The organism is Flavobacterium sp. LC2016-13, assembly GCF_009707955.1.
Taxonomy (GTDB): domain Bacteria; phylum Bacteroidota; class Bacteroidia; order Flavobacteriales; family Flavobacteriaceae; genus Flavobacterium.
Map to the genome: position 1 here is coordinate 144,692 of NZ_WMDQ01000008.1, position 22,660 is coordinate 167,351.

Below are 22,660 nucleotides of genomic sequence, written 5' to 3' on the forward strand. Positions count from 1 at the left end.
AAGAACGACTGTTTTTGGTAAAAATTCTTTAATTTTGGCGTCTGCTTAACAATCAAAGAAATTTAAAAATTTGATTTGTCAAATATAATTCAAAATTCGTGCCTTTATATGCAAAATTCAGAGGTTTTTATTCTAGCCATCGAAAGTTCCTGCGATGATACTGCTGCTGCAGTTTTACATAACGATAAAGTACTCTCAAATGTTGTGGCCAATCAGCTAATTCATAACCAATACGGGGGCGTTGTACCGGAATTAGCTTCCAGAGCGCACCAACAAAACATTGTACCTGTAATTGATGCTGCGCTTCGTAAAGCAAATGTACAAAAAGAACAGTTAACTGCCATTGCATTTACGCAAGGTCCCGGTTTAATGGGTTCATTATTGGTAGGAAGTTCTTTTAGTAAATCGTTATCATTAGCATTAAAAATTCCGTTGATTGCTGTAAATCACATGCATGCACATATTTTAGCGCATTTTATTGATGAAGAAGGATTTGACAAACCTGAGTTTCCGTTTTTAGCTTTAACGATTAGCGGCGGACATACTCAAATCGTAAAAGTGAATGGCTTTTTTGATATGGAAATTATCGGAGAAACTACCGATGACGCTGTTGGTGAAGCTTTTGATAAAAGTGCCAAAATACTCGGACTTCCTTATCCCGGCGGACCTTTAATCGATAAATATGCACAATTAGGAAATCCTAAAGCTTTTGCATTTACGAAGCCAAAAGTTCCCGGATTAGATTTTAGTTTTTCGGGATTAAAAACAGCGATTTTATATTTTATTCAGAAGAAAAAATTAGAAAATCCAAATTTCATCGAGGAAAACCTAAATGATATTTGTGCTTCGATTCAATATACGATTATCGAAATTTTGATGGACAAATTAAAATTAGCGGTAAAAGAAACCGGAATTACACAAATTGCAATTGGCGGCGGAGTTTCTGCAAATTCAGGAATCAGAACCCGATTGAAAGAAAGTGAAGGCAAATATGGCTGGAAAACTTTTGTCCCAAAATTTGAATACACAACAGATAACGCCGCAATGATAGGAATTGTAGGATATCAAAAATATTTATCAAGTCGTTTTGAAACTTCAGCTGTGGTTTCGAAAGCGCGAATTCAATTTTAATTATGCAATTATTTTACAATCCCGATATAAACGAAACTACAGAAACTTTTTCTTTTGATAAAGAAGAAAGCCGTCACATTATAAAAGTCCTAAGAAAAAAAGATTCAGATATTCTACACGTTACAAATGGTTTAGGATTATTGTTTGAAACTGAAATTACGCTGGCATCAGACAACAAATGTATTGTTGAAGTGCTTTCGATAAAAAAAGCCGACGAACCTAAATTCCGTTTGCATTTGGCCGTGGCACCAACCAAAATGAACGATCGTTTTGAATGGTTTTTAGAAAAAGCTACAGAAATTGGTATTCAGGAAATTACTCCAATCATTTGTGATCGATCTGAACGAAAAGTCATTAATAAAGAGCGTTTTGAAAAAATCATTCTTTCGGCTATGAAACAATCAAATGAAACTTTTCTGCCAAAACTAAACGATGCCATTTCATTTAAAGAATTCATCAAACAAAAAAATGATGGTTTACAATTGATCGCACATTGTGAAGAAACAGACAAAAAATCATTAAAAGAAGTTTTAAAACCAAATGAAAGTGTTACTTTATTAATTGGTCCTGAAGGTGATTTTTCAGACAAGGAAATTGCATTGGCTTTAGAAAATAATTTTCAGCCTGTTGCATTAGGAAACACGCGTTTACGAACAGAAACAGCTGCCGTTGTTGCTTGCCATAGTGTTGTTTTTTTTAATGAAATAACGAATTAGTTTTTCATTTCAAAGAATCAATTGTGTCATTTCTCCCTTCGGTCGAAATGACACAACAAAGCGTTTAGAATAAAAAATTACAAGATAATTTATACTTATATGAAACGAATATTTTACTTATTATTACTTTTTTCAGTTTCTTCATTTTCACAAGAAATTGCTTTGTTAAAATATAGTGGCGGTGGCGATTGGTATGCAAACCCAACATCATTGCCAAATCTGATTCGTTTTTGTAATGCTAACATTAATACCCGAATTAAAGCAAAACCATCAACGGTTGAACCAAGTAATCCTGATTTGCTTTCGTATCCTTTTGTGCATATGACAGGCCACGGAAATGTGGTTTTTAGCGATGCTGATGTTAGTAATCTTAGAAATTATTTAACGGCTGGCGGTTTCTTACACATCGACGATAATTATGGAATGGACCAGTATATCCGAAAAGAGATTAAAAAAATATTTCCAAATAATAATTTAGTCGAGATTCCGGCGAATCATCCTATTTTTCAAAAACCGTTTCCTTTTCCAAACGGATTGCCTAAAATTCACGAACACGATGGTACGCGTGCTCAGGCTTTTGGAATTTTTATCGAAAATAAACTGGTTTTATTATACACTTACGAATGTGATTTGGGCGATGGCTGGGAAGATCCTGAAGTACATAATGATACAGCAGCCGCAAGAGATAAAGCCTTAAAAATGGGCGCTAACATTATCAATTATATTTTTACCAATTAATATTAAAAAAGTGCAGCTTACTCACGAAGAAAATCAATTTGAGCGAAAAACGTTCCCGATAACTTTGGTATGCGACCATATTTATTTTCAGCAAAATATTGGTTCTCTTTTTAGAATTGCTGAAGCTTTTGGTGTTCAAAATATCATTTTTTTAGGAAAAGATATTCCGTTAACGCCACGAAAAATAAACAAAACTTCAAGAAGTACACATCTTCATGTACCTCACAAAATTATCGAAGAAGCAAAAGATCTCGTTGACTACTTAATTGAGGAGAACTTTGAAATTATTTCTCTCGAAATTGCAAACAACAGTAAACCTCTAAAAGAAGTTGTAATTCCTGACAATCAAAAAATTGCACTTATCATAGGAAGTGAAATTGATGGAATCTCAGATGAACTTCTAAAAATTTCAAACCAAATTGTACACATAAACATGTTTGGAAAGAACAGTTCTATGAATGTTGTACAAGCCACAAGTATAGCTTTGTACGAATTTACTTCGTAATTAATTTAACTATTTTTTTGTAGGAATCAGGCGCTGTAAGGGATTGCAAAAATTCTGACAAATTTTTATTTAGAATATTTTGCTAAGTAAACTTTTTGTTATAAAATTGTTACATTGTTTAACTAATCAACAATATTATAACAAAAAACCCCTATTATTATGAAAAAAGTTCTTTTATCCGCATTTGCAGCGTTAGTGCTGTTTGCATGTCAAAATGACCAAGCAGATTCAGCATCAACAGATGCAAGTGTAAATGCAATTGCCCGCAGAGGATGCGCCTCTCAGGATGTTTTAGAAGCTCAATTAAAAGCTGATCCAATGTTGGCGATCAGAATGAACCAAATTGAAGCTTTTACAAGTAATGCCTTATTAACTCACAAGCTTGTAAATGGTAAGGTTCAAATTCCGGTTGTAGTAAACGTTCTATACAGAACAACTGCAGAGAATATTTCGAATGCCCAAATTCAAACACAAATTGATGTTTTGAACAAAGATTTTAATGCTTTGAACTCTGATTACAACAGCGTTCCTGCTTTATTCGCTGGTGTAAAAGCGAATGTAGGAATTTCATTTGTATTAGATCAGGTTATCAGAAAATCGACTACAAAAACATCTTGGGGAACAAATGATGCTGTTAAAAAAGTAGCTCAGGGAGGTCTTGCACCAACTACTCCAACAACAAAACTTAACTTATGGTCTTGCACAATTGGTGGAGGAATCTTAGGTTATGCACAATTTCCTGGAGGAGCATCTGCTACTGACGGAGTTGTAATTGATTCAAAATATTTTGGTTTATCTGGTTCTGCAGCTGCACCTTACAACTTAGGAAGAACAGGTACGCACGAAGTAGGACACTGGATGAATTTACGTCACATTTGGGGAGATGCAACTTGCGGAAGCGATTTAGTATCTGATACTCCAACACACAACACTGCAAATTACGGTGTACCAGCTTACCCACATTACAGTACTTGTTCAGGAACTCCTGTAGAAATGACAATGAACTACATGGATTATACTGATGATGCAGGAATGTACATGTTCTCTAATGGGCAAAAAAGCAGAATGGCTGCAATTTTTCTTTCTGGAGGACCAAGAGCTGCTTTTGGAATCTAAAAACATATAATTGCATAAACTTAAAAGCGAGATAGTCTATATCTCGCTTTTTTTTGTTTAGTTCTAAATTTTAAAAGCTTTTTCCTATATTTATAATCTAAAATTAAATCATGCTTACATCAAAAATTATATCAAACGGAATATTAAGGGCTTTAGTAACAATCCTGGTAATTGCTATTGTTTTATACTTTTTATACGAAATACAAACCGTAATTGTATACTTATGTATCTCTTTGATATTGTGTTTAATCGCAAATCCGTTGGTACAGTTTTTAAAGAATAAATTAAAGTTTGGCAATTCATTGGCGGCGACAACTACCATAATTGTTTTCATTTTAATGATGGTTGGTTTTATCTTTTTGTTTGTGCCGTTGATTATTTCACAAGCAAACAATTTATCATTATTAGATACCAATAAACTGCAAATTCAGTTTATGGAAACAGAAAAAAGTATAGAAGCTTATTTTAATATTCAGCATGTTGATCTAAACAAAATGCTGAAAGATTCAAAAATAACGTCAATGCTTGATTTTACTTATTTTACCGGTTTTATAAACTCGATATTAGGTTTTATGGCTGATATGGGAATGGGATTGGTTTCTGTTTTTTTTATTACTTTTTTCTTCATTAAAGATCAGGATTCTTTTAAAGCTACGGCAAGAAAGATTTTACCGGATAGCAATGAGGATAAAATTTTAAACTCAATCACTAAAATAAATCACTTTTTAACGCGCTATTTTGTTGGTTTGCTGCTTCAATTAACGGTTGTATTTATTTTATACCTGATTGTTTTAATGATTTTTGGAAATAAAAATGCTTTCGTTATTGCTTTTTTATGCGCTATACTAAATGTTATACCTTATATAGGACCAATTATTGGAACTATTTTAGCCGGACTTTTAACGATGATCAGCATGATTGGAAGCGACTTTCAATCAGAAATTTTACCCCGAACTATTTATGTAATTATTGGTTTCTTAATTGTTCAGGCAATTGATAATAATATCAGCCAGCCAATAATTTCATCAAAAAGTGTAAATTCGCATCCGTTAGAAATATTTCTGATTACTTTAATTAGCGGAATTACTTTTGGAATTGTTGGAATGATTATCGCAATTCCGGTTTTTACGATGGTGAAAGTAATTTTAAAGGAATTTTTTCCTGACAATAAAATTGTCTCCGTATTAACCGAAAGAATTTAGCATTGAACACTTCTATTTTAAACAAAAGCATTCAGGATTTTATAACTAAAAATAGCAGTGTTTCAATTACAAAATTAGCACTTCAGAAAAACCCTTTTCCTGAAGTAGAATGGATTTCGATTTTAAATCAGATTGAAGCTAAAGCAAAAGCAAAAGATAAATTACCAACTTGGTTTTTAACCGAAAACATCATTTATCCCAGCAAAATTTCTGTAGAACAAACCTCATCAGAAAAAACAGCTGCTTACAAAGCTTCTTTAATTTCCGGAAAAAGTTTAATAGACTTAACGGGCGGTTTTGGTGTTGATGATTATTATTTTTCCAAAAATTTTAAAACAATTGCGCATTGCGAAATCAACGAAGATTTGTCGTCAATCGTAAAACATAATTTTGAGCAGCTTCAAGTAGAAAATTGTACTTTTTATGCAGATGATTCTGGAAATGTATTAAGTGAATCTAACCAAAAATGGGATTGGATTTATATCGATCCTTCGCGCAGAAATGATGCAAAAGGCAAAGTTTTTATGCTGAAAGACTGTTTGCCGAATGTTCCGGAATCATTAGATTTTTACTTTGAAAAATCAGATTCTATTTTGATAAAAACGGCGCCTTTATTAGATATTTCGGCTGGTTTATCTGAATTGAAATTCGTAAAAAACATTCATATTATTGCTTTGGAGAATGAAGTGAAGGAATTGCTTTTTGAAATTCACAATCAATATCGCGGCGAAATAACGATCAAAACAGCCAATATATTAAAAGATAAAACAGAAACATTCGAATTTGTTTTGGGCGAATCAGATTATCCATCATATCATTTACCTCAAAAATATTTATACGAACCTAATTCGGCCATTATGAAATCGGGCGGTTTTGATGAAGTTAGTACTTCTTTCAATATTAATAAACTGCATAAACACTCTCATTTATATACTTCTGACGAATTAATTGATTTTCCGGGAAGAACTTTTGAAATAGAAAAACTGCTTTCATACGGCAAAAATGATATGAAAACAGCGCTTTTAAATCAACAGGCAAATGTTACAACTCGAAATTTTCCGGACACAGTAGAAAACATTCGGAAAAAGTGGAAAATAAAAAATGGAGGAAATGTTTATTGTTTTTTTACAACAGATAAAAATGATAACAAAATAGTTTTAATTTGCAGAAAAATTACTTAAAAATGAAACAACTAATTACTTTAACTTTTTTCTTATTAACTTTTACTGCTTTTGCCCAAAAACCATGCGAATATAGCGCTAATGTAACCGATTCTATTGGTACTTATAAAATAACAAACGAATACCTGATTAGCGAGAAAAACTTTGGTGCAACATTTAGTTATGTTTTCTTTGCTTTGGCACAAACAGATGGTTTGCCAACGCTAAACTTGCAATTGATTCAAAAAAGCAACTCTTTTATAAAAGCGAATTGTTTTGACAAAAACTCTAAGGTGTTTTTACAATTAGAAAACGGAAAAATTGTAACCTTAATGCATATCAATCAGGAAAACTGCGGAACGCTTATTCGCGATAAAGGTTTTGATAACAGAGTAAATACAGGGATTTTTATGTTTATGAAAGATAATTTTGAAGAATTGAAAAAATCTCCGGTTTCGATTATGAGAATTAAATATTTGACAGATACTGAAGATTATATTGTAAAAGCTGAATTAACATCTGAAATGAATAAGAAAGTGTATCACCCAAACACTTATTTTATGGAAAACATAAGATGTGTTGAGTAATTATTCGCAATTCCATTTTTGATTGGCAACTTTATCTTTTAAACCTGTTTTTAAATTATAATGCCACCACTCTGAATCAAATGAATTGAAACCATTTTTAATCATTACTTTTTTAAGAAATTTTCTATTCGATAGAACTTCATTTGAAAGTTTGGTATAATTATGACCGGCCTGAATTCCAAAGAAATCAAACGGAGTTCCCATATCAACTTCTTTTCCGGCTGCATCAACTATAGAAATATCAACGGCTCCTCCTCTATTATGGATGGAGCCTTTTTTTGGATCTGCTACATACACGGGATTTGGTACAATCTCAAACATTTTTTTCTGAATAGACAAAGGCCTGTAGCAATCGTACAATTTTATTTTATAGCCTTTTTTTATAAAATCATTATTTGCAGCAACCAAAGCCCTGATTGTTTTTAAACGCAAAAAGCATTCTGCACAATCATATACTTTTGCCTTCAAAAAATTATCATCAGTCGCATATTTCATATCGTAAATAAAATCTTTGCTGTAGTCTTTTAAATTAACAAAAGTCGTATCGGCAATTTCTTGTTTTACAGGACTTGAATACATTTCGTTTTGAGCGTTTGCAGCCAATATCGAAAAAAGAAATACAAATGAGAATAGTGATTTTTTAAGATGTAACATAAAGTTATAATTGAAGTCTATTATAAAAGTAAATATAGAGATAATATTAAACTACTTCAACTTAAAAACTTACTTATTATGAATAAGAAACTATTGTTATTATTTCTAGGTTTATTTTTGGTTACATTTTCGATTACTGCCCAACAAACAAAAGCGGCAAAATTAGCAAGTGAAAAAAGTACTTATAATATTCAGGACAGCGTATTAATTAAAACACACGATGGCGCGATATTATCTGCAATTATTATTTGTAAAAAAGAAGATGAAAATCCTAAACCGGTAATTCTTCAATTTACGATTTATGTAAGAGATAAAGGCCGAGATCTAAAAAGCCTAAAAGAAGCCGCAGATCATGGTTATGTTGGCGTAATTGTATATTCGAGAGGAAAACGTTTTAGTCCCGATGAAATAAATCCGTATGAAAATGACAGTAATGATGTTTATGACGCTATCGATTGGATCAGCAAACAAAAATGGTGCAACGGAAGTATTGGTATGTTTGGCGGAAGCTACAACGGATTTACGCAATGGGCTTCTTTAAAAAAACCTCATCCTGCACTGAAAACAATTGTTCCGTATGTTGCGAACAGGCCAGGAATGGGTTTACCTATGGAAAACAACATTTTTGTGAACCCTAATTATGAATGGGCTTTTTATGTTGGAAACAACAAATACCTTGATACTGTTGCCGGAAATGATAGAAAACGCTTTCGAAACATGCAGTTTAAATGGTGGGAAACCGGAGTTGCTTACAATAAATTAGACAGTATTGACGGCGCGTCAAACAGATGGTTTCAGAAATGGATAAGTCATCCCGCTTTTGATACTTACTGGCAAAAAATGGCACCTTATAAAACTGATTTTTCCCAAATAAAAATTCCCATTTTAGCTTTTGACGGTTATTATAATGATTCGCAAAACTCCAGTTTATATTATTTGAGGGAACTTCAAAAATACAGTCCAAAAACGAATGCTTATTTAATTATTGGCCCTTACAGCCATTTTGGAACTCAGATTGGTGGCGAAGCTATCATAAATGATTATAAAGTTGATGCTAATGCCTTGATTGATATTAAAAAAATAACCTATCAATGGTTTGATTATATTTTGAAAAACGGAGCTAAACCTGAAGTTTTAAAAGACAAAATAAACTATCAGGTTATGGGCACTAATGAATGGAAAAGTGCGCCATCAATAGATAAAATGAGTAATGATTTTCTAACTTTTTATTTAACCAAAAACAAATCCGGAAATTTCTATTCAGCAAGTTCTAAGAAGCCGAATAAAAAGGAATATCTCTTGCAAAAAATTGATTTTGCTGACAGAGAAAATAGTACTAACGATTATTATCCGGATCCGATAATTCGAAAAGAAATTGATACTACAAGTGGCTATACTTTTATAAGTGAACCATTAAAAGAACCACTAATCGTAAACGGATCTTTTATGGGAGAAATAAAAATAAGCATCAATAAAAAAGATGTCGATTTGGGCGTAACGGTTTATGAAGTAATGCCTAATGGCGAGTATTTTCATTTGTCATATTTTCTTGGCCGTGCGAGTTATGTGAAAGATATTGAAAAGAGAAATCTACTAGAACCGAATGCAATTGAAACCATTTCTTTTTCGAATACGCATCTGGTAAGCAAACAATTGAGCAAAGGAAGTCGTATTGTTATTGTGTTAAACGTAAATAAAAATGCATTTTCTCAATTAAACTACGGAACTGGTAAAGAAGTAAGTGAAGAAACAATTAAAGATGCCAAAGAACCTTTGCAAATAAAATGGTATATGGACAGCTTTATAAAGATTCCCGTTTTGAAATAAGCTAAAGTATTTTTAAAACAAAACCCTGTGGGATCTAAAGGATTGACAGGGTTCAAAGTAAAAAAAAATAAAAAAAATAAACTTATTGTTTGATGAATGATTTGTTTACAACGGTTTTTCCTGTTTGTATACGCAACAAATAAACACCTTTAATTAATTTTCCTGAGTTATAAGGAATTTCGATTCTGCCTGCATCATAACTTTGATTGGTAATAACATCAACTTTGCGTCCGTTAACATCAAACAAAGTAATATTCACTTTTTCCTGTTCGGTTTGTAAAAATGAAATCGTTAGGTTTCCTGCCGTTGGATTTGGAAAGATGCTCAAACCAACCTCAGCTTCAGATTCCAGAATTGATTTGTTCGTACCTAAAGTCGCTACAGTACACGTTGGCGTAACACTAAATGCCATGCTCGCTGCTGAGAAATTAGTAAAAGCAGTATTTATATCAACATTAGAAACATCGGTTGCACCTTTACCATCACATTCTGTTCTTCCATTTCTCCAATACGGAAATTGTAAATAAACACCCGCTGTAGAACAACTTCCAATTTCTGCATCGCCACCAACAACAACCGAACCGCCAAAGTTTCCGGCAAACAACATCGCATTTCCTTTTATGTTGGCTGTATTTGCAACAGAACCGCCTTCCATCCAGGCATTTCCTTCAACTATTGCATTACTAGATAAAGTAGCATTGTATACACACGCATTATCTCTTACAATAGCATTTCCGCTAATATTTCCGCCTTCAACCATTGCGTATCCATCTATACGGGCATTTCCGGAAATAGTTCCGCTTCTTACAATCGCATAAGGTCCAACATAAACTGATGCTGCAACGTTGGCACTATTCGAAATCCATCCGCCGCCATTTGTATGGATACGACCGTTTGTTTTAAGAAATTTTCTAAAATCTGCTGCCGGTTGAAATCCTTCAGGATTCGCATTGGCAATTTTTAATTCATAAGGATATCTTCTTTGTTTCGGATAACCTTCATCCATATTATAATTTACATGAACTTTAGGCGCAGAAAATACAACCAGAAAAATATTTGCTTCTGTTGCTGTATCAAGTGTAAATGATGCTTCTCCATCTGTTTTATACATTGAGCTGTAACGAGAAATTGTACCATCTGCTTTTGTAGTAACAAAACCATATCGCCATCCGGCCTGCGTTGGGTTAACTTCCGTATGTCCTTTAAATTTAATCGAAATCTGTTTTTGAGTTCCTGTACAAGTTGGATATAACGGAATTATATTCATTCCGTAATCCTGTGGCGCCCAGTCATTATTAGTATAATATTGATCTGTTGTACCTGCAACTTTTGTTAAAAATGTATACTGCCTGCTTGTATAACGAGGCATTCTGCTTTTAATAAGCGTATAGGTTTCTCTAATTTTTTTACCAAAATTGCTGGTATTGTTGATTTGAGAAGTCCATTGAATTGGATAATCAAATGCCGGTTGTCTTTGTGCATAACCCCAAAGATAATCGTCGAGTTGATCCTGGGTAAAACCTTTCAGTCTTTTTATAGTTTCAAGCGGATGTTCCTGATTTTTCGATTCGGCCCACATTCTTCTCGTAAAATCAAAACCTTCTTTTTCCTGAACATAATACATCAAATGAAAATTGGTGTAATGATGACGATTAGATGACCACATAAAGTTTCTCGTTTGTATCCATCGGGTTAAAGTTCCGTCAATTTCTGCCCACTGCGAATAAGCCTGAGCGCGCATAAAATTAGCATGACCTTCAAAAAACGGACCTGCCCAGTCGTAACCTGAAAAAGCAGTTCCGTTACCTGGATTTTCCTGAATGTGCATCATCATTTGCAGTGTGTGCGCAAACTCATGAGATAATGCACCGCCATCTCTGGTTGCTTCAGGATGCACGAACATGGCGCCAATAGTATTACTAAAAGAGCTGGCTTGTGCAAACGCCTGCAAACGTCCATCTGTAGAGTTCCAGGTGTTCATCATCATAATAATGATTTTGTACTTGCCCATATTTGTTGTGGGAGCGTTACTAACAAATTTTAGATCTGTTACATAACGTTTAAAGCTTGTTTCTAATGTATCTGCAACGGATTTGGGAGTAAATCGCAATGAAGCATCAGAATACGTTGAAGGATCTGTACCCACTTTATCGCCCCAATAAAGGACAAAATTTGTAGATTCATATTTTCTGGCGTTGGATAAGTTATTATAAAACTCATTGTTGGGGTTGCTCCATTCTGTAGGTGTAAAGAGCGTTTTTTGTCCCATTGCAAAATAGCTGCAAAGAAAAAGGGCGACTTGTAATAAAAGTGTTTTCATATGTATGTAAATGATTTGGGGGTTTCATCATAATTTCAATCATAATCTAATTTTAACTTCAATTAACTACGCCCTTACAACTTCAATTTCATATATAGCTTTATTCGGCTTTGTTCGAATAATTCAAATTCTCTTTCTCATTTACTTCCCACTTCTTTGATCATCTCATTTCTCAACCGGAACATTCAAATAACTAAATAATGATAAGTGTGTAAATTACTTTTATCATTATTTTTCTGCGAATATATGTATTAATATTTTAAATACACAAATAAAAAATCGATTAAATGTTTAATTTATCCGATGAAATACATTTTTAAAGCAATGAGATCTAAAAAATAATTAGGCTAATAACAAAAAAACTCGCATCAATCTTATGATGCGAGTTCTTTTAAAGTAGAAATATACAGTTGTGTTTTATTTGAGATCGGTTCGTTTATTTAATCTGAATTTTTAAATTTAAAAAATCCCCATATTTTCAGGTTTAATTGTAAATCCTAAACGTATCATACTTTTATGTTCCTGATAATCAATTAAACTTTCAGTATAACCCACAAACCATTGAAGTGTAAGATAATAATTCTCACTTTTGTACGGTCTCCAGTTTACCTGTGTCTGCAAAGATCCATAACCAATAAGACCGCTTCCTTTTCTAAAAAGAACATCTGCACTCCATCGTCCCGGCTGTATTTGATACGTTGCGCTTGCTTCGCCATAACCTACATATTTGGTAAGCCCGGGATTATCTTCCTTATCAACAAGCGGAATCCATCCTCGCAACCCAACAATCCATCGAGGAGAAATTTGCGACTTTAATGAAAATGCAAGCATATTCCAGGTTCTCGAATAAATAGAATCCCTCCCATTTGATTCATGTTCTAACGAAATGGTTCCATACGTCAATCTACTGCCTTTTAAATAAAACGGACGAACAATAGCAACGCCGGGGTTAAAATTAATTTCTGAAAATGGCTTTGAGTTGGCATAAATATCCCAAAAAGATTTTTGAGTGTACATTAAATACGGAAAAAAACCTCCCCACAAAGGTTTTGATTTTAATCGCAGTTTAAAACTTACCTGATATTTTACATCAGCGGTATTTCGGGTAATATCAGTATTTAAGGGTACTCCGGTTAAAAAATAATTGTCTTTATGAACAGAAAAACTCGGTTCTTTTAAAAGTGAATCTGCCGCACGAAAATTTTTCTTTTCTTCGACAATTTGTGAATTTGCTTCGATTGAAAACAAAATGAAAAAGGCCAATAGGTATCTGAAATGCATTTATATGGATGGATTGATATAATTTTTACTTCTATAAATGTCCATTATTTCAATAAACCTAATTGACTCAATAAAAAGAAGAGTTAACTCAATAAAAAATCTTATTCAGCATATAATGCCTCTTATGTCTAATAATCTTCATCCTGTGTCATTTTTTCATCATTACTTTTCTGTCTCCAGTAATTTCGATCTAAAATAAACCTGAATACAATCGAAATTAATACCCGATATGCTGAAAACGGGAATAAAGAGTAAGCAAAAACCCAAAAAACAAATTATTATGGCAAACGTCAATCCATTAACCATGTATGTTCCTATTCTCCAAACTCCAGAGGCACAAGCTCTTGCTGAATTCGGATATAAAAATTTTATTAATGAAGCAACTGTGAAATCTCTAAATGACATCGGAATCGTTCATTATGCGAGAATTGCTCTTGTACCTAATACTAACGGAGTTGGAACAGCCGGAGTATTAGTAATAACAGAATTTGACGATAATATGAATACATATCTGAAGGTGTTTTTTAACACTTTACCTAGTATTAAGGCTACATTTATAGGTATTATGGCATTGTGGGCAAATAAACCTGCCGATTTTCCAACTAATCCTGATGATATTACTTTTACTGTCTTTGAAAATTTTATCAACGACCTTAATCTTAATAATTCTGATGATCTTTATTGTGCTTATCCACAATCAGTAAAGCAAATTGTAGCAAAGTTTGCTCAACCGTAAGAAATAAGAATAGTACAACAACTACAGCCGAGTTTATCTGACTCGGCTGTTTTTTCTACAATTAAAATTTAATCTCATGACTTACACACAAACTTCTCAAACTGAAAAACCAGAATTACATGACATACAAGGTCTTATAATTAATGGTTATACACATCCGTGTTCAGTACATATGCTTTTTAAATTCAATACAGAAAATGCTAATCTTAAATACATAAGAGCTTTTTTTAAAGATTTGCTTCCATACTTGCAAAGTGCTGAAGATTGGGGACCTTTAAAACCTGAAATTATGTTGAATATTGGTCTTACAGCTACAGGAATCGGAATTGTTAAACCTGAGCTTAAAGTCAAAAAATCAAACTTTCCTTCAACTTTTAAAAAAGGTCCCTGGAATCGAGGTAGTGCCCAACAATCATTAGGCGATACTATTCCAGGTCCCATTCCGAGTCCGGGAGATCCTTCAAATTGGTGGAATAAAAAGTTTGCAAATGAAGATGTACATTGTGTTGTACACGCTTATGCAATGAATCCTACGGCGCAGGAAAGAATAGTTGGAATTATAACCGATGCTGCTGAAAAAAGCAATGGAATGGTTACGGAACTTAAACCGTTAGATTCACCAACAGGCAGATTAGAACAATACTTGTTAGTACCATCAGATTATGTTCATTTCAGATTTAGAGATTCTATTGATGAACCAGACCTTAATGATAATCCTGCGGGTAAAGACCAACAAGATCTTAATAATTTTTTAATAGGGTACAGTACGCTTAAAGATGCCACACCCGGCCCTCTTACTGGTCCCGAAGCTAAGTTTGCTAAAAATGGCTGTTACAATGCGTTTCGAATTTTATATCAGGATGTTAAAACATTTAACGACTTTTTAGAAGATCAGGCTGAATTAATAGCTCCAAAAATTAATAAATCAAAAGAATATACGGTAGAATGGCTGGCGGCTAAAATGTGCGGTCGTTGGAGAAATGGTTCTCCGTTAGTACTCTCACCTGAAAATCCTGAACATGAAACCTCTAAAAGCACTAATTTTGGATACAAAGCAAATGATGATATGAAAGGACTTAAATGTCCGTTTTCAGCACATACAAGAGTTGCTAATCCAAGAGATGAAGGTGTAGACGCTGCGGCAAGTGTTGTACCGCGTATTATAAGACGAGGAATGCCTTATGGACCGCCAATGTCAGTTGATCCTGATGCAGACAGAGGTTTGATAGGTTTATTTCTTTGTGGCGATCTGAGCAGTCAGTTTGAAACCCTTTACAGCTGGATTAACAAGAATAATTTCAGCGATGTATTTGATCCGGCAAATAATACGCCACAAGATCCCTTAATTGCCAATCGTTCTCTTATAAGTAATATGGATCTTAATTTCACTATACCAATGGCAGATATGCCGGATATTGTTATTAAAGGGCCTTTACCACAATTTGTGATTACCCGCGGAACAGCTTATTTTCTTCTGCCTTCTATTTCTTCGCTTAAAGAAATTGCAGAAGGTGTTTAATAATATTTTATTTAATCTCGAATTTTAAAAAATATAAGATTATCAATAAAAATCAATTTAAAAATACGGTTTTTTCCGAGCCAAAAAGCCTTCAAAATCAATGAATTTGAAGGCTTTTAAAAAATAATGAGATGTAGAAGAATCAAGCTTATTTCGATTGTAAACTATTAACTATTCTTTTTCCGTTTTCATTGTTTGGATTCAACTCAATTGACTTTTTGTACATTTCTATGGCTTTCTTTTTATCGCCGATTTTCAACAGAATCTCACCATAACTATCAAAAGTATTCCAGCTATCTGGAAATAAATATGCATTTAATTTAAAAATTTCCAAAGCTTCTTTATTTTGTTCTTTCGACATCATACGATATGCCCACTCATTAAGCTCAAACTCATTAGGAACAAACAATGGATTATTTTTAATTTCTTTCTCTGAAAATGAAATGGCGTTGTCAAAACCAATTTTCCTTAACGTCGTACGAAGATTTGTTACCAAATCAGCTTTAGGTATACTCGAATTATATACTCCTGCAATTTCTTCTAAAAAATCTTCAGGATAACTTCCTCCTAAATTAGTCAGGATTATAACAGCCAGATCATCATCAGGATATATTAAAAATGCAGATCTTCCGCCACCTGACATTCCAACGGCACGATGTTTTTTTCTGAATTTATTCATTCCCCAACCCAAACACCACGGCGTAGCCTTACCATTGTTAAAGACTGAAGGCGACCACATTGTTTGAAGTGATGCAGGCTGCAAAAGTTTACCTCCTTGTAATGCAATCACCCAATTTGCCATATCTTCTGCAGTGCTGTTTAAACCTGCTGCTGTTCTTCTAAAATAGGGAAATTCGTAATAGTTATTAATCAACTGAGCATTTTCTAATGATCGTCCGTCTATGTTTTTTCTCCAAAAATAAGTGGGTGCAAAATGCGGAATTACATCACGGGAATCTCCAAAAATTGTATGTTTCATTTTTGCCGGTTTAAACTGCAAATCCGTAAAATTTTCGGTAAATGGTCTTTCTGATAATTTATCTATTAACTTTCCTAACAAATAAGCATTGGTTTGATTATAGGCAAATTTCTCTCCCGGAATAAAATCCATCGGCATCGTTTTGAGTTTTTCCCAGACAGCATCTTCTGTTTTCAGCATACCCATTCCGCCTGTATTTGGATCAAGAATTTTGAGTAAATCCGGAAGTCCTGAAGTATGCGTAAGTAAATGTTTAATTGTAATTGACGCATCCCAGTTTTTTGGAAATATATCCAAATAGTGAGATATGGGCAATGAAAGATCTAATTTCCCTTTTTCTACCAACTGCATTATTGACACGCCGGTAAAAACTTTTGTAATTGAATTAACGGCAAATACAGATTGGTTGGTGACTTTAATACTATCCTGTATATTAGCAATACCGTAACTTTTACTTAAGGCAATTTTTCCATGATGAACAACGGCAATTTCCAGCCCAGGTATATTTCGTTCGTGCATTTCCCGAAGAATAATAGCATCTACATCTTTAATTTCTTGTTGAGCCATTATGTGAGAACTAAATATTAAAACGGTTATAATCGAAAATAACTTTTTCATTTATTATTGATTTTTTGTAGTTTAGTTAAGGTTTAGATAAATAAAAAAACAAAAGGTTTAATAATACATTAATTGTTTTCTTTATTCCAATTATCGTTAGCTTGCTTATCTCTTCCATCTTTATATTTTATATTTCAAATTTTTCCATGCTGATACATCAAAATATATAACGGTCAAAAAAATAAAAATGAAAATGAAATTACAGCTTCTCACCATTTTTTCTATGTTCTGCCTAGTTGTTTCAGGACAAGATTACAACTTGGCTTTTCGCGATGTTACGCAACAATTACTAACAATAGATGAGCTTGATCAACGCTATCGAATTCAGATAGACGAAACAATTAGCCGCTTTGGAAATAATTCGAAGGAATCAAAAGCACTGTTTAAAAATATGAAAACAGCAGATTCGCTGAACCTAATACAAGTAGAAACGATAATCGACAGATATGGATGGATTGGCGCCGATAAAATTGGCAGTCAGGCCAATACAACGTTGTTTATGGTTATACAACATGCAGAGCTTCCAACACAGATAAAATACCTGCCAATAATGAGAGCAGCTGTAAAAGAAGGAAATGCTAAAGCCGGTTCGCTTGCCTTGCTTGAGGACAGAGTAGCTTTAAAACAAGGAAAAAAGCAAATTTACGGAAGTCAGGTTAGCTGGAACATGCAGACGAACGAGAAATTTGTTGCTCCTCTCGAAGATCCTGATAATGTAGACAAACGAAGAGCTGAAGCTGGCCTGCCAAGCTTACAGGATTACTTAACAGAACTGGATATGAAATGGGATGTTGAAAAATACAAAAAAGAAATGCCTGCAATTGAAGAAGCCTTTTTTAAGAAGAAGAATAAAATCAATTAAATCCGAATCTGTCTCAAAATAAAAAACTAAAATTTCTTGATTGAAGTTATCAGAAAATAGAATTATAATCAACTTTTTCAGGACGATATATCCTAAACAAAAAACCTTCAAAATCAATAGTTTTGAAGGCTTTTTGTTTTAAAATACAACATACCAATTATTCTTTTTTTAATGCATACCAGCCAAAAGCCCGTAATCTTATTTTATAAAAGGAATCCGGCAGCACCTTATCCAGCTTTTCCCATGCTGTTTCTACAAGTTCTTCTGCTTCTTGCTTACAGGCATCAATGGCGCCACAATTTTGCAATAAATGAATTACAGATCCTATTACCGCTGTATCTGTTGGCAAAGTCTGAATCGTTTTCCACACATATTCCCGTTGTTCTAAAATCAATAAACTCATTGCTTTTGCAACAGGCATGGTAATTTTTCCGGCTGTGATATCTTCCCCTTTATCTTTAAGATTATTTTCATATCCCTGCAAATTCAAAACATCATCTACGATTTGATAAGCAACACCAATCGCTTCCAGAAAGTTACTTAGTGCATCTATTTCCTCTGAACTTCCGCCACCTATTAATCCTCCCATTTTGGCCAATGTACAGGCGGGCGTTGCTGTTTTTAATCGATGTATGGTATAAATTCTTTTTTCAAGCGCTGAACTATCTCTACTTTTTACCGCATCAGGCATCATAAAATGAAGTCCACTAATATCCATCGCCTGTCCTGCATGTGCCGCACGCATCATTTCAAAATACAGTTCATATACCTTCAATCTGATGTGTTCCGCAAGTTGAGGAGATCGCGTAAACAATTCCCCAATAAAATAGCAAAGATTACCCGCATTTATAGCAAGCGGTTCTCCATACAAAAGATGCAGGGCCGTATTTCCTCTGCGGGTTTCTGATCTGTCCTGAACATCATCAACAATTAATGATCCTGTATGAATTAATTCCGGCATTGCGAGCCAATCGATAAATGGCTGAGAGTTTCCTCCAACACCATCTATACAAGCAAGAAATACATAAGATCTCCAGGCTTTTTTACTTCGGTCTACCATTTCTCTGATGGGTTTTATAACAGAAGAAACATATTGTTCTTTATCTGCTTGACTAAAAAAAGTAACGCCCAACGCACTATCAACCAACCTGTGAAACTGCTCATCGCTAGGATTTAAAGGAAGCAAAGATTCAACGGATTTCTGAGTAGTATCGCCTACTAATTTTAAGAAACTTTCAATACTTGTTTTGGTACTAAATCCATTTCTTTCAATATATCCCTGACCAGAAACTTCTGTTTCCATAAACATTCCTGCAGCACCTACACAGCCTTCCCAAAATGCAGGTGCAGAAAGAATTGTAATAAACTCCTGTTCAGGAAAATCAGCTGTAATAGAAAGAAAAATATTAAGGTGAGGTATTTCTAATCTCCACGAAATGGGATAGGATATAAAAGTTCGCGAACTTGTCCAATACTGTTCAGGTAAAAATGAAAACTGTTTTACATTTGTTCTTTTACCATCAGGATCAATTATAATTATAGTGCCGCCGGCATGTTCGCCATTCCTCGTATTATCAAAAAGATCGTAACCCGATAATTGATAACCATTGCCTAACTGAAGTGCAATCCAGTTCCAGTCCATTTCATGCTTAAATTCAAATGTTGAAGTTTCATCTGCCGGTTTGCTAAATTCATGGTCATACCAGCCGCTTCCTTCTACTTCATAAACTGTATTGCCTATCTGAATTTCTCCGCTCACATCACACTTTGGAATAAAATAATAAAACATTTCCTCTTTCCTTATACCGCTTACAAATCCATCATCTCCATGTCGTATTGGTTCTATTAATGGAATAAAATTAAGCTTGCACACAATTCCATTCAGTGAATTTTCAAGCTTTAAATGATAGTTGCCTTGTTGATCTTTTTTAAAAGAGTTTTCATCATATTCAAGTGAAAGATTCATTAAACCTACTTTTGCAGGTTGTCTAAGAAGTCTGTCAGGCAGCGGCATATTTCCTTTTTCATATACTTCTTTTAATGCGCGCCGAATCCATCTGCTTCCTTCATTTTTTTCTTCGTTCTTTTTAATAGCTTTCAAAACTTCGACTGGTGTGCTTGGATCTACAAGTGAATCACTATAATACTTTTTTTCGGCTATATCTGATAAAGACCAAATTACAGAATGAGTATAGTTAAGATTTCCTGTAGTCTCTTCTTTTACTGCCACTCTAAAAAAAGAAGCAAATAAAGACAACCGTTTTCCATCTTTAGAAGTGAGATGACAATTTTGATACCACCATTCAATTAGCGACCCATCGTGCGGAAGATCATGAATATTTAAATCAATCGGTCCGTCAGCAGGCCACGTCGAAGGATAATCGTATGGAATCTCTGCCAGGTTTGTTTGTTGTACATAAGTTTCTTTTTTCATAATGTTACACATATTAGTTGTTTACAATGTTATATTCACCCCGGTCTTCGAACTCTTATCGATGGAACGGTATTAAATGAACACTGTACCACAACTCAAAACAGGTAATGATTCTTCCTTTTTGCCAAGCTGTATTAAAAAAGCATTGCTCTCTTATAAAAGCACTGATTTTATTAAGAATAAATTTACTATAATTAAATCAGGTACTCGCAAGTATATTTACTTATTTAATTGAATTACAGAAGATTAACACTTTAATACCGTAAACTTTAAAGTCAGATTCTTAAAACACACATTTTTTGACACTCTTTTTGATGTAACTTTATATCTCTTAATTTCATTATCATTGTCTATGCAAGATAAAAAATCACTGCTTGATGATCATAGCCAAAATGATAAACTGCCTATCAGGATAGTTTCTCCTAATTTCGGACACTTAACTAAAGAGGACACGGATAAAATTGAGCTTACACAGCGAATGCCTTATTATTTTATTCTGTTTATGCTCAACGGCACTACAAAGCATAGTATCGATATGGAAGAATTTGATATTGAAAGTAATCAAGTATTATTTGTTCTTCCTAACCAAATTCATCATTTACCTGCTTCAGGACATGGTAAAGATTATTTTAAATTAGGTTTTGATGAAAACTGTCTTTCCCGTTTGCCAAAGCAATATACTTTTTTAGTAAACCCATTAAACCAACAAAAAATAACTGTTACAGCGGGAACAGCAACCAGACTTAAAGCTATATTTGAAATCTTGTCAGGCCTTTTAAGTACTCCTGATACCGATGCTGAACTTATTTTAGCACACCTTAATAGTCTGCTAACAGAAATTAATTTAGCCTATTTTGCAACAGAGAAAAATCCGAGTGATGAAAAACTTTCAAAATATATTGGTTTTCAAATATTTGTAGAAGACAATCTGATTGATCATCCGAGTATTACAGAAATTGCTGAGAAGCTTGCACTGAGTACAGATAGTTTATACCAAATTGTTAAACAATACTCAGGCCTTTCTCCCAAAGAGTTTGTAACAAACCGTCTTATAATTGAGGCTAGAAGAAGAATATCCTACGGCGAAAGTTCAACTGTAAAAGAACTCGCCTTTGAACTTGGCTTTAACGATCCCGACTATTTCTCCCGCTTGTTTAAAAAAGTGACAGGAAAAACCGTCGCTGCTTTCTTTAAGGATTTGTCCTGAAGTTAACGGATTTTGTCCAGTGACCAAACTGTTGCTTTCCTCGAATTTTGTCTTGAAAATTAATTTTTAAAATTATGAAAAGACAACTTGGAAAAAAAGGGCCATTAGTGGCACCAATAGGTTTAGGATGTATGGGAATGTCTGGAGCTTACGGTCAATTTGATGATAAACAATCGATAGCGACCATCGAACGGGCTCTGGAACTAGAACACAGCTTTTTAGATACTGCTGATTATTACCTTACGGGACATAACGAAACATTGATTGGCCAGGCTATTAAAGGAAAACGAGAGAAGGCATTTCTATCTGTTAAAACAGGTCAGTTGGTCGGTCCCGGACCTAACGGCGGAACGGCTCCCGGACCTGTAACGGGTCGTCCGGAATACATTCGCAATGCTGTTATGTATAGTCTTCAGCGTCTTAAAACTGATTACATAGATCTTTATACCCTAGCCCGCATTGATCCTGATGTTCCTATTGAAGAGACAATAGGCGCAATGGCAGATTTAGTGCAAAAAGGAGTAATCTTAAATATAGGTTTATCTGAAGCATCTGCAGAAAGCATACGCAAGGCCGCAACCGTTCATCCTATTACTGCACTGCAAATTGAATATTCACTTTGGAGCCGGGATATTGAAGAGAAAGTGCTGCCAACAATAAGAGAACTTGGCATTGGTCTTGTAGCTTATGCTCCTTTAAGCAGAGGTTTCCTCACCGGAGAATACCAAAAACCCGAAGACATTAAAGACAGTCGTGCCTTTATACCGAGATTTCAAGGTGAAAATTTTTATAAAAATCTGGAAATGGTAGAGAAAATTAAATCATTGGCCAATGAAAAAGGTTGTACACCGTCTCAATTAGCCATTGCCTGGGTACTTGCCCAAGGCGAAGATATTATTACTATTCCCGGGACTAAACAAATTAAAAACCTGGAATTAAATATAGCGGCAGAAAAAGTAAATCTTACTACCGAAGACTTACAGAGTATTGAGGCTATCATGCCCCTCGGAAGTGTTTCAGGAACCAGATATCCTGAAAAATTCATGAGTACTTTAAATCGTTAAGTTT

General features: G+C 34.1%; 19 protein-coding genes. 14 read left to right on the forward strand and 5 right to left on the reverse strand.

Annotated features, from left to right (window positions below; all coding sequences use genetic code 11):
* The first annotated feature begins 108 nt into the window (after positions 1 to 108).
* From tsaD to GKZ86_RS16785, 8 genes are all read left to right on the forward strand, one after another.
* A complete protein-coding gene (gene tsaD, locus GKZ86_RS16750) occupies positions 109 to 1,131 on the forward strand; it encodes a tRNA (adenosine(37)-N6)-threonylcarbamoyltransferase complex transferase subunit TsaD (protein WP_059115092.1) in 1,023 nt (340 codons plus the stop codon).
* A gap of 2 nt (positions 1,132 to 1,133) precedes the next feature.
* On the forward strand, positions 1,134 to 1,847 hold the full coding sequence (locus tag GKZ86_RS16755) for a 16S rRNA (uracil(1498)-N(3))-methyltransferase (protein ID WP_154784218.1): 714 nt from the start codon (positions 1,134 to 1,136) through the stop codon (positions 1,845 to 1,847).
* 99 nt (positions 1,848 to 1,946) lie between these two features.
* Positions 1,947 to 2,585 (forward strand): DUF4159 domain-containing protein, encoded by a 639-nt coding sequence (locus GKZ86_RS16760; protein ID WP_154784219.1) that lies wholly within the window; start codon positions 1,947 to 1,949, stop codon positions 2,583 to 2,585.
* Positions 2,586 to 2,595: 10 nt separating this feature from the next.
* Positions 2,596 to 3,090, forward strand: a complete 495-nt coding sequence (locus GKZ86_RS16765; protein WP_194632563.1) for a TrmH family RNA methyltransferase — start codon at positions 2,596 to 2,598, stop codon at positions 3,088 to 3,090.
* Positions 3,091 to 3,249: 159 nt separating this feature from the next.
* On the forward strand, positions 3,250 to 4,206 hold the full coding sequence (locus GKZ86_RS16770; RefSeq protein WP_154784220.1) for a zinc metalloprotease: 957 nt from the start codon (positions 3,250 to 3,252) through the stop codon (positions 4,204 to 4,206).
* A 110-nt stretch (positions 4,207 to 4,316) separates the two neighbouring features.
* Positions 4,317 to 5,408 (forward strand): AI-2E family transporter, encoded by a 1,092-nt coding sequence (locus GKZ86_RS16775; RefSeq protein WP_154784221.1) that lies wholly within the window; start codon positions 4,317 to 4,319, stop codon positions 5,406 to 5,408.
* Positions 5,409 to 5,410: 2 nt separating this feature from the next.
* Positions 5,411 to 6,589, forward strand: a complete 1,179-nt coding sequence (locus GKZ86_RS16780; RefSeq protein ID WP_154784222.1) for a class I SAM-dependent methyltransferase — start codon at positions 5,411 to 5,413, stop codon at positions 6,587 to 6,589.
* A gap of 2 nt (positions 6,590 to 6,591) precedes the next feature.
* Complete coding sequence (locus GKZ86_RS16785; protein WP_154784223.1) at positions 6,592 to 7,155, forward strand: hypothetical protein; 564 nt, start codon at positions 6,592 to 6,594, stop codon at positions 7,153 to 7,155.
* Here GKZ86_RS16785 and GKZ86_RS16790 read toward each other — a convergent pair whose 3' ends face one another.
* A complete protein-coding gene (locus tag GKZ86_RS16790; protein WP_154784224.1) occupies positions 7,156 to 7,809 on the reverse strand; it encodes a M15 family metallopeptidase in 654 nt (217 codons plus the stop codon).
* A gap of 78 nt (positions 7,810 to 7,887) precedes the next feature.
* Here GKZ86_RS16790 and GKZ86_RS16795 point away from each other — a divergent pair, with 78 nt between their 5' ends.
* Positions 7,888 to 9,636 carry a CocE/NonD family hydrolase gene (locus GKZ86_RS16795; RefSeq protein ID WP_154784225.1) on the forward strand — a complete coding sequence of 583 codons (1,749 nt, stop codon included), beginning with the start codon at positions 7,888 to 7,890 and terminating at the stop codon, positions 9,634 to 9,636.
* Between the two features lie 82 nt (positions 9,637 to 9,718).
* Here GKZ86_RS16795 and GKZ86_RS16800 read toward each other — a convergent pair whose 3' ends face one another.
* Together GKZ86_RS16800 and GKZ86_RS16805 are read right to left on the reverse strand one after the other, a co-directional pair.
* The gene (locus GKZ86_RS16800) at positions 9,719 to 11,956 is read right to left on the reverse strand and encodes a DUF6055 domain-containing protein (protein WP_154784226.1); all 2,238 of its coding nucleotides are present in this window, start codon (positions 11,954 to 11,956) and stop codon (positions 9,719 to 9,721) included.
* Between the two features lie 459 nt (positions 11,957 to 12,415).
* Entirely contained in the window at positions 12,416 to 13,237 is an 822-nt protein-coding gene (locus GKZ86_RS16805; protein WP_154784227.1) for a phospholipase A, read from the reverse strand.
* Positions 13,238 to 13,517: 280 nt separating this feature from the next.
* Between GKZ86_RS16805 and GKZ86_RS16810 the strand changes: the two genes are divergently transcribed.
* Entirely contained in the window at positions 13,518 to 13,973 is a 456-nt protein-coding gene (locus GKZ86_RS16810; RefSeq protein ID WP_154784228.1) for a hypothetical protein, read from the forward strand.
* Between the two features lie 76 nt (positions 13,974 to 14,049).
* On the forward strand, positions 14,050 to 15,492 hold the full coding sequence (locus GKZ86_RS16815; RefSeq protein WP_154784229.1) for a hypothetical protein: 1,443 nt from the start codon (positions 14,050 to 14,052) through the stop codon (positions 15,490 to 15,492).
* A gap of 148 nt (positions 15,493 to 15,640) precedes the next feature.
* Here the strand turns inward: GKZ86_RS16815 and GKZ86_RS16820 are convergent, their stop codons facing one another.
* Entirely contained in the window at positions 15,641 to 17,089 is a 1,449-nt protein-coding gene (locus GKZ86_RS16820) for a serine hydrolase (RefSeq protein ID WP_154784230.1), read from the reverse strand.
* A 187-nt stretch (positions 17,090 to 17,276) separates the two neighbouring features.
* On the opposite strand from GKZ86_RS16820, the gene GKZ86_RS16825 reads away from it, so the two are divergent.
* Entirely contained in the window at positions 17,277 to 17,951 is a 675-nt protein-coding gene (locus GKZ86_RS16825) for a DUF6624 domain-containing protein (protein ID WP_154784231.1), read from the forward strand.
* A gap of 157 nt (positions 17,952 to 18,108) precedes the next feature.
* On the opposite strand, the gene GKZ86_RS16830 is transcribed toward GKZ86_RS16825, so the two are convergent.
* Positions 18,109 to 20,385 (reverse strand): polyprenyl synthetase family protein, encoded by a 2,277-nt coding sequence (locus tag GKZ86_RS16830; RefSeq protein ID WP_194632562.1) that lies wholly within the window; start codon positions 20,383 to 20,385, stop codon positions 18,109 to 18,111.
* A gap of 352 nt (positions 20,386 to 20,737) precedes the next feature.
* Between GKZ86_RS16830 and GKZ86_RS16835 the strand changes: the two genes are divergently transcribed.
* Together GKZ86_RS16835 and GKZ86_RS16840 are read left to right on the forward strand one after the other, a co-directional pair.
* Complete coding sequence (locus tag GKZ86_RS16835) at positions 20,738 to 21,592, forward strand: helix-turn-helix domain-containing protein (protein WP_154784233.1); 855 nt, start codon at positions 20,738 to 20,740, stop codon at positions 21,590 to 21,592.
* 74 nt (positions 21,593 to 21,666) lie between these two features.
* The gene (locus GKZ86_RS16840) at positions 21,667 to 22,656 is read left to right on the forward strand and encodes an aldo/keto reductase (protein ID WP_154784234.1); all 990 of its coding nucleotides are present in this window, start codon (positions 21,667 to 21,669) and stop codon (positions 22,654 to 22,656) included.
* The last annotated feature ends 4 nt before the right edge of the window (positions 22,657 to 22,660 follow it).

Coding starts and splice junctions, on each gene's coding strand:
- GKZ86_RS16810 (WP_154784228.1), top strand. CDS start 13,518: ATGGCAAACGTCAATCCATTAACCATGTATGTTCCTATTCTCCAAACT.
- GKZ86_RS16835 (WP_154784233.1), top strand. CDS start 20,738: ATGCAAGATAAAAAATCACTGCTTGATGATCATAGCCAAAATGATAAA.
- tsaD (WP_059115092.1), top strand. CDS start 109: ATGCAAAATTCAGAGGTTTTTATTCTAGCCATCGAAAGTTCCTGCGAT.
- GKZ86_RS16775 (WP_154784221.1), top strand. CDS start 4,317: ATGCTTACATCAAAAATTATATCAAACGGAATATTAAGGGCTTTAGTA.
- GKZ86_RS16800 (WP_154784226.1), bottom strand. CDS start 11,956: ATGAAAACACTTTTATTACAAGTCGCCCTTTTTCTTTGCAGCTATTTT.
- GKZ86_RS16815 (WP_154784229.1), top strand. CDS start 14,050: ATGACTTACACACAAACTTCTCAAACTGAAAAACCAGAATTACATGAC.
- GKZ86_RS16795 (WP_154784225.1), top strand. CDS start 7,888: ATGAATAAGAAACTATTGTTATTATTTCTAGGTTTATTTTTGGTTACA.
- GKZ86_RS16840 (WP_154784234.1), top strand. CDS start 21,667: ATGAAAAGACAACTTGGAAAAAAAGGGCCATTAGTGGCACCAATAGGT.
- GKZ86_RS16790 (WP_154784224.1), bottom strand. CDS start 7,809: ATGTTACATCTTAAAAAATCACTATTCTCATTTGTATTTCTTTTTTCG.
- GKZ86_RS16785 (WP_154784223.1), top strand. CDS start 6,592: ATGAAACAACTAATTACTTTAACTTTTTTCTTATTAACTTTTACTGCT.
- GKZ86_RS16760 (WP_154784219.1), top strand. CDS start 1,947: ATGAAACGAATATTTTACTTATTATTACTTTTTTCAGTTTCTTCATTT.
- GKZ86_RS16755 (WP_154784218.1), top strand. CDS start 1,134: ATGCAATTATTTTACAATCCCGATATAAACGAAACTACAGAAACTTTT.
- GKZ86_RS16805 (WP_154784227.1), bottom strand. CDS start 13,237: ATGCATTTCAGATACCTATTGGCCTTTTTCATTTTGTTTTCAATCGAA.
- GKZ86_RS16830 (WP_194632562.1), bottom strand. CDS start 20,385: ATGAAAAAAGAAACTTATGTACAACAAACAAACCTGGCAGAGATTCCA.
- GKZ86_RS16770 (WP_154784220.1), top strand. CDS start 3,250: ATGAAAAAAGTTCTTTTATCCGCATTTGCAGCGTTAGTGCTGTTTGCA.
- GKZ86_RS16825 (WP_154784231.1), top strand. CDS start 17,277: ATGAAAATGAAATTACAGCTTCTCACCATTTTTTCTATGTTCTGCCTA.
- GKZ86_RS16820 (WP_154784230.1), bottom strand. CDS start 17,089: ATGAAAAAGTTATTTTCGATTATAACCGTTTTAATATTTAGTTCTCAC.